Here is a 14778-nt window from a genome sequence, read left to right on the forward strand (position 1 = left end):
GGTGGCTCCCGTGGGGTGCGGGCCGGAGGGGGCCGGGTGCGCGGACGGGTCCGACGGCACCCGGCTCCCCGGGGCGGTTGGGGTCAGCGGGTGTTCTGGTTGATGAAGGGCAGGATCGTGGCGACGTTGGTGCTGTCGACGAAGGACGGACCCGTCAGCGTGGCCTTGCCGCCGCCCATGATGTTGCCGTTCTTCTTGTAGAGGTAGAGCTGGGTGATCGCCAGGTAGCCCTGCAGGTACGGCTGCTGGTCGATGCAGAACTGCAGGTCGCCGGACTGGACGGCCTTCGCGGCGTCGACGTTGAGGTCGAAGGTGCCGACCTTGACGTCGTCACGACCTGCCGCGCTCTTGGCCTTGAGGGTGTCGAGCGCCTGCGGGGCGCCCAGCGTGATGACCCAGTTGACGTCCTTGTCCTGGCTCAGCTTGGCCTGGATCGCCGAGGTCACGGCCGAGTCGTCGGCGCCGTTCACCTGCAGGTTCTCGGTGTTCGGGAAGCTGTCCTTGACGCCGGCGCAGCGGTCCTCGAGCGCGACCGAACCCGTCTGCTGGATCGTGCAGAGGATCTTGGTGGCGCCGGCGGCCTTGGCCTTGGCGCCCGCCTGCTGGCCCGCGAGCTTCTCGTCGGAGGAGAAGTGCGCGATCGAGCCGGCCTGCTGGTAGTAGTCCAGCCCCGAGTTGAAGGTGTCGACCGGGATGCCCGCGGCCTCGGCCTTCTTGAGAGACGGGATGAGCGCGTCGGGCGTCACCAGCGTGCTGGCGATGCCGTCGACCTTGGAGTTCACCGCGGTGTCGATCAGGGTGGCCTGCTTGGTCGCGTCCGGGTCGGCGGAGTAGTTCAGCTTGGAGCCGGTGTCCTTGGCGGCCTGCTCGGCGCCCGCGCGGATGCGGTCCCAGAACGTGTCGCCCGGGGTCTCGTGGGTGATCATCGCGAACGTGTAGCCGCTGTTGCCGCCGCCGCCGCTGCCGCTGCTGGCCTCGGGGGCGGCGGGCGGGGCGCCGCCGCCGCTGCACGCCGCGGTGAAGGCGAGGGCCGTGGTCGCGGTGAGTGCGGCCAGCGCGCGCACGAGGCGGGGACGACGCGGACCGCGGCGTCCGTCTCGGAGCGGAGTCATCGGTGGTTCCTTTCGGTTCAGCTGGTTCCGGCGGGCGCCGGGCGTCCGGAGCGGACTGGCCCTACGAACTGCATGCACCGGTGCGAGCTGCGCTGCGGGCAGAGCCGGGTGCAGAGCGGCGGGAGGCGGTGCGGGCAGACGTGCGGCCGGGCGGTGGCGGGCTTGCGGGTGGCGGCACCGGAGGGCGAGGCCGCGCCGCGGGTGCTGGTCCGGTCGACCCGGACGGGGACCCGTACGCGGTCGAGGCCGTGGTGACGGCTGCGGCGTGGCGGGACGACCGGGTCATCGGCGCTCCAGGAGGCGAGGCCGGCGGCGGTGCCGACGCGGCCTAGCGTCGCCCAGTCCCCAGGGCTTGTCAAGACTTTGTTCTAACAATGTTGGCGAACTTACCTCGGAGGTCGGCCGCGGGGAATTTTCCGTATCCCTCCCCACGACCGCCCGCTCTGAGTACGGTGAGGAACGTCTTCCCAGGTGGGAAAGCCGGGCGGGGTCCAGACCCTGCCCGGTTCCTGCGAGGCGCTCGTCAGGGGATGCGCGCGGAGCGGGGCCTGGGTCGTCAGGGGCGCCCGCACGGGCGCCGTCGGGGAGCACGCGGGGGATTACCGATGCACGTCAGACCTGTTGTGGGCCGCGCCGCCATGCCGCGCGTGGGGCGCACCGCCCAGGAGCACCGATGAGCACGCAGGAGATGCCCGTCGACGGCTTCGACCTGCTGGGTGAGCTCGCGCCGGCCCGGCGGGCGACCCGGACGGTGTCGCCGCCGCGTCCCGACACCCCCACCGGACCGCGCTTCGCGGTCTGGGCCCGCCGCTACCTCGTCGCGCTGACCGCGCTCGACGTGCTCGTCGGGGGGACCGCCGCGCTCGTGCCGGCCGTGTCCAGCCACACCCTGTCGTCCTCGCCGCTGCGCGTCGCGCTCCTCGCCGTCGTGGGTGCCGTCGTCTGGCCGCTGGCCGTGGCCACGATGAAGGGCTACCAGCGCCGGGCCGTGGGCGTGGGTTCCGACGAGGTCCACGCGGTGCTGCGCGCGTGGGTCGCGGTGGTCGTCGCCGGGGCCATGGGCGCCGAGCTGATCCCGACGCTGACCGCCCCCGAGCGGGACGCCCTGCTCAAGCTGACCGTCACCGGCACCCCCTTCGCCGTCGCCCTCGGCATCGGCGGACGGTTCGTGGGCCGCAAGCTCCTGCACCGCCAGCAGCGCGCCGGACGTCTGGTGCGCCGCGTCGTGGTCGCTGGGAGCGCCGCTGCAGCGAGCGAGCTCACCGCCCGCCTCGCCGACGATGCGCAGTGCGGCATGACCGTGGTCGGCGTCTGCGTCCCCGACGCCGAGCTGGCCGGCCTGGTCGGGCTGCAGGCCCCGGTGCTGGGCGACCTGCGCGACGTCGCCACCGCGGTGGAGCGCTTCGGCTGCGACGCCGTGGCCGTCACGAGCGACGACGCCACGCGCTTCACCTACCTGCGCGAGCTCTCCTGGTCGCTCGAGGGCAGCGGCGTCGAGATGCTCGTCGACCCCGGCCTGGTCGAGGTCGCCGGACCGCGCATGCACATCCGGCCCCTGGTCGGCTTCCCCCTCCTCCACATCGAGGAGCCGCACTTCACCGGACCGAGGCGCGTCGTGAAGCGGACCACCGACATCGTGCTCACCGGCCTCGGGATGCTCGTCATCTCGCCCGTGCTGCTGCTCATCGCGCTGGCCGTCAAGCTGCAGGACGGCGGACCGGTGATCTTTGCCCAGAAGCGCATCGGGCGCGGCGGCGAGGAGTTCACGATGTACAAGTTCCGCTCGATGCGGATCGGCGCCGAGAACGAGCTGGCCTCGCTCATGGAGCGCAACGAGGGCAAGGGAGGGTTGTTCAAGATGAGCGACGACCCCCGCATCACCCGCCTCGGTCGCATCCTGCGCAGCTTCTCCCTCGACGAGCTGCCCCAGCTGGTCAACGTCCTCAACGGGACGATGTCCCTCGTCGGGCCGCGGCCGCACCTCGCCCACGAGCTCGCCAAGATGCCGGCGCACTCGAGCCGCCGCGCGCTCGTCACGCCGGGCCTCACCGGCCTCTGGCAGGTCAGCGGGCGCTCCGACCTCGAGGGCGACGCGGCCATCCAGCTCGACCTGCGCTACGTCGAGAACTGGTCGCTGACGCTGGACCTCCACATCCTGTGGAAGACGTTCTCCGCGGTGCTGCGCCGCGTCGGCGCCGCCTAGCCCCACCGACGGGCCCGACGCCCTCCTGCACGCGAGGCACCCCCTGCCGAGGTGCCTCGCTGCACCTCCGCGGCCCGACCTCCTGACCGGTCTTCCCGGCCGGCCCCGCTGCTCCGGCCCTGCTCGTCCGACCCTGCCGACCGGCCCTGCCGATCGGGCCGTCCGGATCGGTGTTCGAGCCGCCGTGCGCGGGGTATCGACCCCGCACAGAGCCGGGCGGGCCCGCCGACCGTGGACCGGGCCCGCCTCCCCTCGCCGTACGGCTGCGTGCCGAGCACCTCAGGGCGCGGCGGTCCGACCCCCGCGCCCGCACCTAGGGCGTGCTCCCGATGCGCCCCCACCGGCCTCAGACCGAGCCTCGAGGTCCAGGCGGTCGGCGCGCGTTGCCCGACCGCTCCACGGTCGAGGACGAGGAGCCGGCGATGGTGGACCACACCTACGGCCAGGCGTACGCGGAGTGGCAGGCCGACCTGCGTGCGGCGCCACGGCGGGAGCCGCTCGTCGCGGCGCCCCGGGCCCGCGGCGCGAGGGCGGGAGCCGACGGGCGGGCGGCGGCCCGGGCGTCGCGGCCCTGGTCGCAGCTGTGGTCACAGCTTTGGTCACCTCTCCGGGCCCGGCTCCGGCCGGCGGCTCCCGGGCCCCGGACGCACGAGGGCCCTCCGTCGACGACGGAGGGCCCCTGCCGGGCGACTGACCTGCCGAACGTCAGCCGACCGTGATCTTGAGGTTGTCGAGGTCGACGTAGCCGGTCTTGCTGCCGGCCCAGTTCGCCTCGGCCCCGCCGCGGAAGATGCTCCAGTCGAAGTGCGTGATGTGCACGTTCGGGTCGGTCCGGTAGACGACGTGGGTGTCGGACATGACGAGCCGGCCGTCGAACCAGGTCTGCAGCACCCCGTCGGCCTTGCCGATCGTGTTCATCGTGTGGCACTGGCGCACGTTGTGCCACTGGCCCGCGACGAACGTGCTGCCCCACGAGACGTTGTCGCCGAACTTGCGCTCCTGGCCGGGGTGGTAGAGGTACGTGACGACGATGTTCTCCTTGTGGGCGTCGCGGACGAACTTCCACACCTTCGGACCGAGCCACATCAGCCGCCCGGACCAGCCGTGGGCCGTGGAGCCGCCGCCCTCGGGGGCGCTCGGGGAGGTGCCCGGCGCGACGCCGACGAAGCCCGGCAGCTTGCCGCCGGCGCTGAAGTCGAAGGGCGCCGCGAACCGCACGTCGTAGGACATGCAGGCCGAGTCCCACGAGCCGGGGAGGCGGATGGGCAGCACGTTGCCGCGGCCCTCGCCGGACGACGCGATGAACTTGCCCGCCGCGAGCTTGGTCCGCACGACGTTGCCGCCGCCGTGGCGGTAGTCCTTGCGGTAGCTCATGCCCGCGTACGCGCCGCGGTGCGGGCTGGCCCAGCCCACCTGCTTCTGGAAGGACTTGGGGTCGACGGCGCCGCGCTTGGTGGAGTTGAAGTCCGCGTCGACGAGGGTCTTCTGGTTGGCGAAGGACGGCGCGACGACCGGGGCGGCGGTGGCCACCTGGGTCTGGCTCGTGGTCGCGACGAGGGCGACGGAGGCCAGCATCGCGCTGGCGAGGGTGAGGCCGGTGCGGAGGAGGGCGTGCGTCATCACGGCGCCTTTCAAGGGGGTCCCCGAACTGGAGGGTGGGCGGGAGCGAGGGACGCAGGTCCCCCTCCGGGCCGCGGGCCCCGTGCGCGTTGTCCCCCGCGCCAGGAGCCCGACCGCTCGATGCTCGTGAGTCACATCGCCGCGTGACGCAGCGAATTACTGATCCTTTGCCTGAAGATCCCTCAGCGAGCGCTCAGCGTGACGAGGGTCACCGGCCGTCCGACCGGACGGTCAGCCGCCGACCGGCTTCGACGTGCCCCAGCTGTGCTCGTGGCCGGCGCCCTGACCGGGCCCGTGGCCGAGGTAGGCGGCGTAGCGCCGCCGCTCCCCGCGCGACAGCCGCCGTCCGTTGAGCACGACGCCCAGCACGCGGGCGTGGACCTGCTCGAGCATGCCCACCGCCTCGCGGACGTCGTCGGCCCTGCTCCGCCCCCACCGCACGACGACGAGGACGCCGTCGGCCAGCCCGGCCGCCAGGGCGGCGTCGGTGACCGGCAGCAGCGGCGGGGAGTCCAGGAGCACGCGACCGTACGAGCCGCGCAGCCCGGCGACGAGCTCGACGGCCCGCGCCGACCCGAGCAGCTCGGCGGGGTTCGGCGGGAGGGCGCCCGCGGGCAGGACCCACAGGCCGTCGGTGCCCGTCGGGCGGACGGCGGCGCTCAGCGGCGCCTGCCCGGCCAGGACCTCCGACAGGCCGGGCCCGGCCCCGAGGTTCAGCGCCCCCGCCAGCGTCGGCCGGCGCAGGTCGGCCTCGACGAGCAGGACCTGCTCGCCGCTCTCCGCGGTCGCCCGGGCGAGGTCGAGGGAGGTGGTCGTCTTGCCCTCCCCGCCGAGGGCCGAGGTCACGACGACGACCTCCGCGCCCGGCTCGCGCCCTCCGGCGGCCCGGAGGAAGGCCAGTCCCGTGCGCAGCTGACGGACCGGCTCCGCCCTCGCGGCCGCGTCGGGGTCCTCGTCGACGACGGCGAGCGTCGGGGCCCCGACCAGCTCTGCAGCCCTCCCGGCCGAGCGGACGGTGGTGTCGAGCAGGTCGCGCAGCACGGCGAGCAGCGCGCCGAGGACGAGCCCGGCGAGCAGGCCCAGCACGAGGTAGCGCTTCAGGTCCGGGCCCACGGGCGCGCTCGCCTGCGTCGGCCCGGAGACGACGTCGATGCCGATGACGTCGCTCGGGCGTCCCTGGTTGTCGAGCTCGTCGACCAGCGGGCCGAAGGTGTCCGCGAGCCCGCGGGCCACGGCCAGCGTCCGCGCGGCCGACTCGTCGCGCACGCTCACGCTGATCAGCTGGCTGTTCTGCTGGGCGCTCGCGCTGATCATCGACGACACCGCGGACGGGGTGAGGGGCAGCCCCTGGTCGGCGATCACCCGGCGGGCGGCCTCGTCGCTGCGCACCAGGGAGACGTAGGAGTTGACCTTCGCCTGGGCGTACTGCGTGGCCGTGGCCGAGCTGCCGCCGGCGGCGGGCGGCACGCTCACGTAGAAGGTGAGGCTGCTGGCGTGCACGGTGGGGGTCAGCACGTACGCGACGAGGCCCAGCAGCGCGCCGAGCACGGCCAGGGCCGCCACGAGGACCCAGCGCACCCGGAGCGCGTTGACGTAGGCGCGCAGCTCCACGGGCCGGTGTCCTTACCTGTTCGGGGGTGTTCTTGCGGGTGCTCCAGCGGTGCACCGCACCGCCCGGGACCCGGACGGAGCACCCCCGATGATCCCACAAGCACCCGGGAGCAGGCCGGTAATCTGGGCGACCGTGCCTGCCGACCCGTCGCCCGCGACCGACGTCCCGGAGCCCGGGGACCCGGCCGCCACCCGGCCCTCGACCTCGCCGACCATCGCGTCCGCCCCTGCGGTCGTCGTCGGCGTGGCCACCTTCCGCCGCCCGGCCGCGCTCGCCCGCCTGCTGCCGGCGCTCGTCGCCCAGCTCGAGGCGTACGCGGGCGAGGCCTCCGTCCTCGTCGTCGACAACGACCCCGACGCAGGCGCTCGCGAGGAGGTCGCCCGCTGGGCCGGGGGCCGGGTCCGCTACGCGCACGAGCCCCGTCCCGGCATCGCCGCCGCCCGCAACCGCGCCCTGGCCGGCGCCGGCGACGCCCGGCTGCTGGTGTTCGTCGACGACGACGGGCTGCCGCAGCCCGGGTGGCTGTCGCGCATGGTCGAGGCCTGGCTGCGCTGGCGCCCGGCGGCGGTCTCGGGTCCGGCCGTGCCCCGCTTCGAGGAGGGCGAGCCGGACCCGTGGGTGGCGGGCTCGGGCGTCTTCGACCGCACGGTGCGCCCCACGGGGATGCTGCTCGGCGGTGCGAGCAGCGCCAACCTGCTGCTCGACCTGGAGCAGCTGCGGGCCTTCGGGCTGGCCTTCGACGAGGCGTTCGGCCTCACCGGCGGCAGCGACACGATGCTGACCCACGCGATCGTCGCCGCCGGGGGCGAGATCCGCTGGTGCGACGAGGCCGAGGTCCTCGACTTCCACTCCCCCGACCGGATGACCCGGGCCTGGGTGCGCCGGCGCTCCTACCGCACCGGCAACGACTGGTCCCGGGTGGCGCTCGCGCTCGCCCCGAGCGGGCCGCGACGTCTGGCGGAGCGGGGCGAGCTGGTGGCGCGCGGCGCGGTGCGTGGGGCGACCGGCCTGGCGAACCAGCTGCGCGGCCGGCTGGCCCACGACGTCGCCCGGCAGGCGCTCGGCGCGTGCCAGGTCTCGACCGCGGTCGGCGTGGTCGGCGGGGCGCTGGGCGTGGTCAGCGTGGAGTACGGGCGCCCGGTCACGCCCGGCTGACGCGCTCGCGCCGCAGCAGCCCGCGGGCGGCGGCGAGCTCGGCCCGCTGCGACGGCAGGACCGCCAGCAGCAGACCGACCCAGCCGAGGGCGAGCACGCCGCCCACGACGAGCTGCAGCACGGCGCCGTCGACCAGCCAGGTGCCGAGGTGCGCGAGGAGGCCGAGCGGCAGCGTGAGGGCGACCAGCGCGACCAGCGCCTGCCGCAGCAGCCGGCCGGCGTCGAGGCCGGTGGCGCGGCCCATGGAGACCAGCGAGACGACCCAGTAGGCGGCGAACGCGGCCGAGTGCCCGACGGCGACGCCGACGGGGCCCCAGGGCAGGCCGCCGAGGATCATGCCGATCATCAGGGGACGGGTCAGGAGGTACATCCGCAGCTGGCGGTCGGCCCGGCCGCGGGCCAGGAAGCCCCAGTAGGTCACCAGCCCCACCCCGCGGAACACGCCCCCGACGGCCAGCACGACGAAGACCGGGACCACCGCGGTCCACTGCGGGCCGAACAGCACCGCGACGAGGGGCGCCGCGAGCCCGGCCGCGACGCCGAACGCCGGCCCCAGCCCGTACGTGCCCACGCGCTGGGCCTTCTCGACGTAGCGCTGCAGCGTCGGCAGGTCGTCCTGGACCCGGGAGAGCACGGGCAGCACCACGCGGCTCATCGGGTCGTTGATCTGGTTGATCGGCACCATGAGCAGCTGGTACGCCCGGCTGTAGACCCCGAGCGGCCCCGCGCCCCAGACGGCGCCGATCCCGACGTTGTCGACGTTGTTGGTGGCGTAGCCGAGCACCTGGGTGCCGAGCACGTGGCTGCCGAAGCGGACGAAGCGCCGTACCGACGTCGAGCGGCTGGGCAGGCCCGGCCGCCAGGCGCAGAAGACCACGCACAGCACGCAGGTCGTCAGGACCACGGTCCCCTGCTGCAGGACGATCGACCAGTAGCCGGCGCCGAGGGCGGCGGCGGTGATGGCCACCGCGACGCCGGCCGCCTGCGCCGAGAGCTCGACCACGCCCAGGGCGACGAAGCGGAGGTCGCGGCTGAGCTCGGCGCGGAACTGGGTCGTCACGCCGCTGACCACGAGCAGCCCGGCCAGCGCGAGCACCACACCCGCGACCCGGGGGTCGCCGTAGAGGGCGGCGATGGGTCGCGCGCCGACGAGCGCGACGAGGGCGCAGGTCGTGCCGATGGCCACGTTGACCCAGAACAGGTTGGTGCGCTCGGGGTTCGTCAGCTCCTTCGCCTGGATCGCCGCCGACGACAGCCCGAAGTCGCGGACCAGCTCGGCCACGCCGAGCACGCTGGTGGCCATGGCCACCAGGCCGAACGCCTCGGGGCTCAGCAGCCGCGCCAGCACGACGAGCGAGCCGATCTGCAGGACGAACCGGCCGCCCTGCGCCCCCAGCGTGAAGGCCGTCCCGCGCGCCGCCGCCCGCCCGAGGTCAACCACGCGCGCCGGCGAGGCGCACGGGCCCGCTCCTCGTGCCCGTGCCGGTCCCGGTCGCTCCGGCGAGGTCGTCGGCGTCCGGGTCCTCGCGCCACGGGTCGCCCACGAGCAGGGTGGCCAGCGGCAGCAGCAGGACGGCGTCGAAGACGCTGTTGGCGGTGGGCAGCAGGGAGATCTCCAGCAGCGAGGCGCCGGCCAGCGCCAGCAGCAGCGCGAAGCCGGTCGCGTCGCCGTCCGGCGCGTCCGCCGCGCGCCGGATCGCGGCGAGCAGGAGCAGCCCGGTCAGCACCAGGAGCACCACCCCGCCGGTCACGAGGAGCTGCACGACCTCGTTGTGGCCGTGGGAGACGGTCGGGCCGAGGTTGCCCGAGGTCTGCGCGACCTGCGCGTAGAAGTCCGAGCCCAGGCCGAGCCACGGGTGCGCGCGCCAGGCGTCGAGGCTGACGGCCCAGATGCGGCCGCGGGTGGTGAAGGCCATCGGGTCGTGGGTCACGAACGGCAGCACCGCGACCAGGCCGAAGGCGCCCCACAGCACGAGCCGGTACGGCACCGAGCGCCGGTCCCGCGGGAGCAGCGAGAGCACGCCGACCGCGGCGGCCAGGCCCGCGGCCGCACCGATCGACGACCGGGCCGCGCTCCAGGCCAGCGCCCCGGCGACCAGGGCGAGCCACGCGGCCCGCACCAGACGGGGTCGCACGAGCGCCACGAGCGGCAGGCCCATCAGCAGGTACTGGCCCAAGACGTTGCCGTGGGTGAAGATCCCGACCAGCACGCCGAAGGGCAGGAAGGCCTTCTCCTCGGTGATCTCGCTGCCGTCGACCGCGCGGAACACGCCCTGGTCGGGCAGCGCCACCGCGATGACGACCGACAGCAGCGCGACGACGCCGACGAGGTGCCCGAGCAGGCGCAGGTGGCGACGGCCGGGCCGGAGCAGCCAGACCGCGACGACGACGGCCGGGTAGACGAGGTCGGACACCCCCGGCAGCGAGCCGAGCGTCCAGCCGCGCACCACGACCCACACCCAGGGCGCCAGCAGCAGCAGGAGCCCGCCGAGGTGGCGCCGCGGGTTGCGCCGCAGCGCGTCGAGCACGACGAGCAGGCACCACCCCAGCAGCGCCGCGGTGAGGAGGGTGGTCGCGGCGCTCGTCAGCGCGGTCGGCGGCGGCTCGGCCTGACCGACCCACACGCGGTACTTCGGCGCCGTCAGCGTCTGCAGCACCTTCGGCACGACGGCCCAGGCCGCCACGAGCACGAACAGCACCCCGGCCTGGTCGAAGCGGCGGGAGCCGGGCCGGGGCGTGCTAGCGGACCCGACCACGGAACTGCACCACGGGCTGGCCCGACGTCACGTACACCGACACGGTGATGTCCCCGCGGGTGGCGTCGTCGAGCAGGAAGGCGTACGTGGCCTCGGCGCTGGCGCCCTTCTTCACCGACCCGGCGAGCGCGCGGGTCGGCGCGCCGGTGACCGCGGTCCCGGGCGCACCGGCGGCGTTCGTGACGTTGACCTGCACGAAGCCGGTGTCGAGGGTCTTGCCGGTCTGGTTGACGAGCTTGAGCCGGAGCAGGACGCCGGGCCCGGAGCTGTCACCCGGGGTGGCCGCCTTGATCGACGTGGCGCGCACCGAGACGAGCGAGACCTGCGCACCGGCGGTCCGCGTCGGTTCGTCCAGCTTCTTCGGCGGGGCGGTCTCGACCGGCCGGCTGGGCTCGGTGCTGCCGTCGCCGCTCGGGGCGGGGGTGGAGGCGCGCCCGCTCGAGGACGGCGACGGGGACGCGGCGGCGGTCGGGCTCGCCGACGGAGCGGCCGACCTCGCCGGGGCGCTCGCCGACGCGCTGGGGAGCGACGGGGCGGGCGCCGGGCTCGGCGCGGGTGCGGGGTCCGAGCAGCCGGCGACGAGCAGGACGGTGCCGGCCAGCACGCCGGCCAGCCCCGTCAGCCTGCGTCGACGGTCGTGCTCCACGGGGCCGGTCAGCTCGGGGTCACGAGCAGGTTGTCGAGCCCCAGCGTGACCGGCGAGTTCGTCGCCGTCTTCGGCTGGCTGGCCCGGAAGCCGACCGCACCGCTGACGCGGAGACTCTTGGTGCTGTCGGTCGTCGACAGCTGGGCCTTGGGCTCCTTGGTGCCCGAGCGCCAGACGGTGACCTTGATGCGCGCCTTGCTGGCGCTGCTGATGCTCGCCCGGAACCGCAGCATGCCGCCCGCGGTGTAGGTCACCTTGGTGTCGACCTTCTTGACCGTCGTCTCCTTGCCCTTGACGACGCGGGTCACCACGAGGGTCGTCTTGCCCCCGCTGCGCAGGACCAGCTGTGCGCGGTACTCGCTGGTCCCCTTCTGACGCAGCACGTACGACCCGACCACGCCCGACCCGGTCCCGACCTTGTCCGTGGTCACGTCGGCGACGACGTTGGCCTTCTTGGTGGAGACGGGCAGCGTCGCGGTCCAGGCCTCGCCGGGGCGCGAGAGCGCCAGGACGCCCTGGGCGCCGTCGACGGAGAAGCCGGCGTCGGGGTCGAGCCGCCAGGTGCCGCCCTTGTCCGCGGAGCCCCAGCCGGTGCCGGTGCGCTGGAACGAGTCGGCCGCGACGGTCGTCCCGCCGGTGCGGACGTTCTCGGCGTTCCAGTCGGTCGCGCCGTCGTCGTCGGTCACGGTCAGCTTGACGTAGTAGCTGCCGGTGCCCGAGTAGGTGTGCGTGACCTTCGACTTGGTGCTCGACGAGCCGTCACCGAAGTACCACTTGTACTTGGTGATCTTGCCGTCCCAGTCGGTCGACTTACGAGCGTCGAAGCTGATCTTCTTACCGCTCGCCTTGGCCGTGAACAGCGCGACCGGCTCGGAGTTGCCCTTGGCGTCCGCGGACTCCTTCGCCGACGCGCTGGTGCCCGAGGCGTTGGTCACGGTCAGCGAGACGTCGAAGCTGCCGGCCTTCTTGTAGGTGTGGCTGACCTTGGCGTCGCGGCCGTGGTACGGCACGCTGTCGTCGCCGAAGTCCCAGTCGTAGACGAGGTCGTCGCCGGGCGCGGACGTCACCGTCGAGGCCGGGGAGGGGGAGCTCCCGGCGTCGGCGGCACCGCCCGTGCCCTCCCCCGCCACGAGGGCGGAGGAGGTCTGGGGGGCCGAGCCGGACGCGTCGTAGGAGCACGTCAGGCCCGAGCAGCTGGTGGTGAACGCGGCGGTCGGCGCGGTCGCCGCCGACCGGCCGGTGTCGCCGTAGTGGTCCTTCACCTGGGCCGCGCTGAGCGCCGCCGGGTAGACCGACACGTCGTCGATCGAGCCGGACAGGAAGCCCGTGGTGCCGGAGGGCAGGGTGTCGGCCCCGACCCGCCAGAAGCCGCCGTAGTCGCGGCCCGAGGTGATCGCGGCCCACGAGGCGACCTTGGCCCCGTCGACGTACAGCACCATGCCCGAGGTCGAGGACAGCGTCGCGACCACCTGGTGCCAGGCCCCGTCGTTGTAGCTCTTGGTGCTGGTGATGGCCCGCGAGGTGCCCTGCTGGTCGAGGTAGTAGACGATCTTGCCCGACGCGTTCAGGTAGACCTGCCGGTCGTGGCGGTAGCTGGTGCCGGTCGGCACGTCGCCGAAGCCCACGACCTGGCCGCCCGCGGTCGACTTGGTCTGGAACCAGGCCTCCACGCTGTAGGTCTGCGGCGCCCGGACGAAGCCGTTGGAGCTGGCGGCCGAGGCGTTGATCGTGCCGTTGACGGCCGCGCCCGTGTCGCCGTCGATCGCCCCCGCGGCGCCGAGCGTCATGCCCGAGGCCTTGGTGAGGTCGGTGCTGCCGGCCCAGTCGGTGATCGCCGAGGCCGGGTCGTCGAGGCGCCAGTAGTTCGAGGCGCCGTCGGCGAGGACCTGCTGGGAGTAGGCCGAGGTGCCGACGGTCGCGCCGCTCGGGACGAGGCTGCGGGCGTTGCTCGTCGTCACGTTGCCGTCGACGTCGGTGATCCGCAGCTTGTAGCTGTACGTCGTGCCCGCCGTGATGTCGGTGTCGGTGTAGGCCACCGTCGTCTTCCACCACGGGGCCGTGACGTTGGTCTGGGTCTGCACCACGACGTTGTTGCGCAGCAGCTCGACCTTGGCCAGCACGGCGCTGTCACGGTCCCACGGCGCCGCGGTGACGCGGACGACGTTGGCGCCGACGACCTGCGCGCTCGGGGTGCCGACGGAGGTGCTCGCGCTGCCCGGGTCGGAGAAGTACACGCGCGGCGCGTCCTTCTTCGGGGCGAGCGAGCCCCGGGCGAAGCGGACGAGACCCTGCTGGGCCTTGCCGTTGACGGTCGGGAACTGCCCGCCGACCACGACGTAGTCGCTGGTGCTCTCGATGGTGAGGGTGGCCTGGCCGGAGTAGTAGCCGGTCGAGGTGTTGCCCATCGCGAACTGCGGGAACCAGTTGATCAGCGCCGGCGCCTGGTAGCCCACGAAGTCCTTGAACTTCGTCGGCGAGTACGAGTTGCGCAGCACGTCGCCCTGGGCGTCGGCCGTGAACGCGTTGGCGCGCCACTCGACCTGCGTCGGGCGCTGCTGCGGGAAGGAGCCGATGTTGGAGCAGTCGTGCTGGTGGCTCGCGGCGTACAGCACGCCGTTGGCGACGGTCGTGTCGTAGGTGTCGCCGTGGCAGTCGGCGAGCCACTTGATGGCGCCCCCTGCGGGGTCGACCGCCCAGGCGCCCTCGAAGTTGGAGTCGGTCCCGCCGAACCAGAAGCCGGCGCCGTAGACGGTGGTGCCGTCGGTCTTGAGCGACAGCACGCCGCCGTTCTGGCCGAACTGCTTGACGACCTTGTTGACCGCCCAGGTCTGCGGGGCGCCCGTGGTCGGGTCGAGCGAGATGGACCCGTTGACGGTCGTGAGGGTCGAGCTCGTGAGGCTGCCGACGCTGCCGAACTGGCCGCCGGCGATCACGTTGCCGTTGGGCGCGACGAGCAGGGCGCGGACGGCCTGGAAGTCGCCCGACTTGGGGACCCAGCCGGAGAGCAGCCCGCCGTCGGAGGCGCGGAAGGCGGCGAAACGGCCGCGGTTGACGCCGTTCGCCTGCGTGAAGGAGCCGCCGACGTAGACCGTGCTGCCCGTCGCGGAGATGGCGTAGACCGGGCCGCCGAGGTTGACGTTGAAGGTCGGGTCGACCTGGCCGGTGGCGGTGCTGAAGGCCACGAGGCGGTTGCGGGTCTGGCCGTCCACGCTGGTGAACTCGCCGCCCACGTACAGCCGGGACTGGTCGGGCGACAGGGCCAGGACGTGCACGACGCCGTTCAGCGTCGGCGCGAAGCTGCTGACGAGGTCACCGGTGCTGATCGAGTAGGCCAGGAGGTTGGAGCGGACCGACTCGTTGCTGCCCGCGGCTGCGCCGGCCGGGCGCGCGGAGGCGAACTTGCCGCCCGCGTACACCGTGTCGCCGGCGATGGCCTGGTCCTCGACCCAGCCGTTCGGGTCGATCTGCGTCGTCGGCAGGACGTCGGTGGTCACCCCGCTCGAGGGGTCGGGCTGCACCACCGCGGGCGGTGCCGCGGCCGAGGCGGCCGGCAGCCCGAAGGCGCCCAGCAGGCTGACGAGCCCCAGGGCGAGCGTCAGCGGCAGCGTGACGGCGCGCCGCGTCGTCGTGGAAGTAGAAGTCACCGCGAAAGTCCCCCGCAGTCGAAGAGATGT

9 protein-coding genes are annotated in these 14778 nt (G+C 73.8%); 2 read left to right on the forward strand and 7 right to left on the reverse strand.

Features of this window, described 5'->3' with window-relative positions:
• Positions 1-83: 83 nt before the first annotated feature.
• The gene (locus BMY04_RS00835) at positions 84-1112 is read right to left on the reverse strand and encodes a substrate-binding domain-containing protein (protein ID WP_091177247.1); all 1029 of its coding nucleotides are present in this window, start codon (positions 1110-1112) and stop codon (positions 84-86) included.
• A gap of 673 nt (positions 1113-1785) precedes the next feature.
• Here BMY04_RS00835 and BMY04_RS00840 point away from each other — a divergent pair.
• Positions 1786-3315: a sugar transferase gene (locus tag BMY04_RS00840; RefSeq protein ID WP_091177248.1), complete on the forward strand. Its 1530-nt coding sequence runs from the start codon at positions 1786-1788 to the stop codon at positions 3313-3315.
• A gap of 705 nt (positions 3316-4020) precedes the next feature.
• On the opposite strand, the gene BMY04_RS00850 is transcribed toward BMY04_RS00840, so the two are convergent.
• Entirely contained in the window at positions 4021-4935 is a 915-nt protein-coding gene (locus BMY04_RS00850; protein ID WP_091177250.1) for a polysaccharide lyase, read from the reverse strand.
• Positions 4936-5166: 231 nt separating this feature from the next.
• Positions 5167-6546: a tyrosine-protein kinase domain-containing protein gene (locus BMY04_RS00855; protein WP_091177251.1), complete on the reverse strand. Its 1380-nt coding sequence runs from the start codon at positions 6544-6546 to the stop codon at positions 5167-5169.
• Positions 6547-6679: 133 nt separating this feature from the next.
• Here BMY04_RS00855 and BMY04_RS00860 point away from each other — a divergent pair, with 133 nt between their 5' ends.
• Entirely contained in the window at positions 6680-7702 is a 1023-nt protein-coding gene (locus BMY04_RS00860) for a glycosyltransferase family 2 protein (protein ID WP_170853930.1), read from the forward strand.
• Here BMY04_RS00860 and BMY04_RS00865 read toward each other — a convergent pair.
• From BMY04_RS00865 to BMY04_RS00880, 4 genes are read right to left on the reverse strand one after another with little or no spacing between them, the layout of a single operon-like run.
• Positions 7689-9143 (reverse strand): lipopolysaccharide biosynthesis protein, encoded by a 1455-nt coding sequence (locus BMY04_RS00865; RefSeq protein ID WP_091177253.1) that lies wholly within the window; start codon positions 9141-9143, stop codon positions 7689-7691. The two genes, BMY04_RS00860 and BMY04_RS00865, sit on opposite strands and share 14 nt — an antisense overlap.
• The gene (locus tag BMY04_RS00870; protein ID WP_091177254.1) at positions 9136-10458 is read right to left on the reverse strand and encodes an O-antigen ligase family protein; all 1323 of its coding nucleotides are present in this window, start codon (positions 10456-10458) and stop codon (positions 9136-9138) included. The genes BMY04_RS00865 and BMY04_RS00870 overlap by 8 nt, the downstream gene beginning before the upstream one ends.
• Positions 10442-11104, reverse strand: a complete 663-nt coding sequence (locus BMY04_RS00875; protein ID WP_091177255.1) for a hypothetical protein — start codon at positions 11102-11104, stop codon at positions 10442-10444. The genes BMY04_RS00870 and BMY04_RS00875 overlap by 17 nt, the downstream gene beginning before the upstream one ends.
• An 8-nt stretch (positions 11105-11112) precedes the next feature.
• Entirely contained in the window at positions 11113-14748 is a 3636-nt protein-coding gene (locus BMY04_RS00880; RefSeq protein WP_091177256.1) for a PKD domain-containing protein, read from the reverse strand.
• Positions 14749-14778: the final 30 nt, after the last annotated feature.

It is taken from the genome of Microlunatus flavus (assembly GCF_900110855.1).
Taxonomy (GTDB): domain Bacteria; phylum Actinomycetota; class Actinomycetes; order Propionibacteriales; family Propionibacteriaceae; genus Microlunatus; species Microlunatus flavus.

Coding starts and splice junctions, on each gene's coding strand:
- BMY04_RS00835 (WP_091177247.1), bottom strand. CDS start 1,112: ATGACTCCGCTCCGAGACGGACGCCGCGGTCCGCGTCGTCCCCGCCTC.
- BMY04_RS00840 (WP_091177248.1), top strand. CDS start 1,786: ATGAGCACGCAGGAGATGCCCGTCGACGGCTTCGACCTGCTGGGTGAG.
- BMY04_RS00850 (WP_091177250.1), bottom strand. CDS start 4,935: ATGACGCACGCCCTCCTCCGCACCGGCCTCACCCTCGCCAGCGCGATG.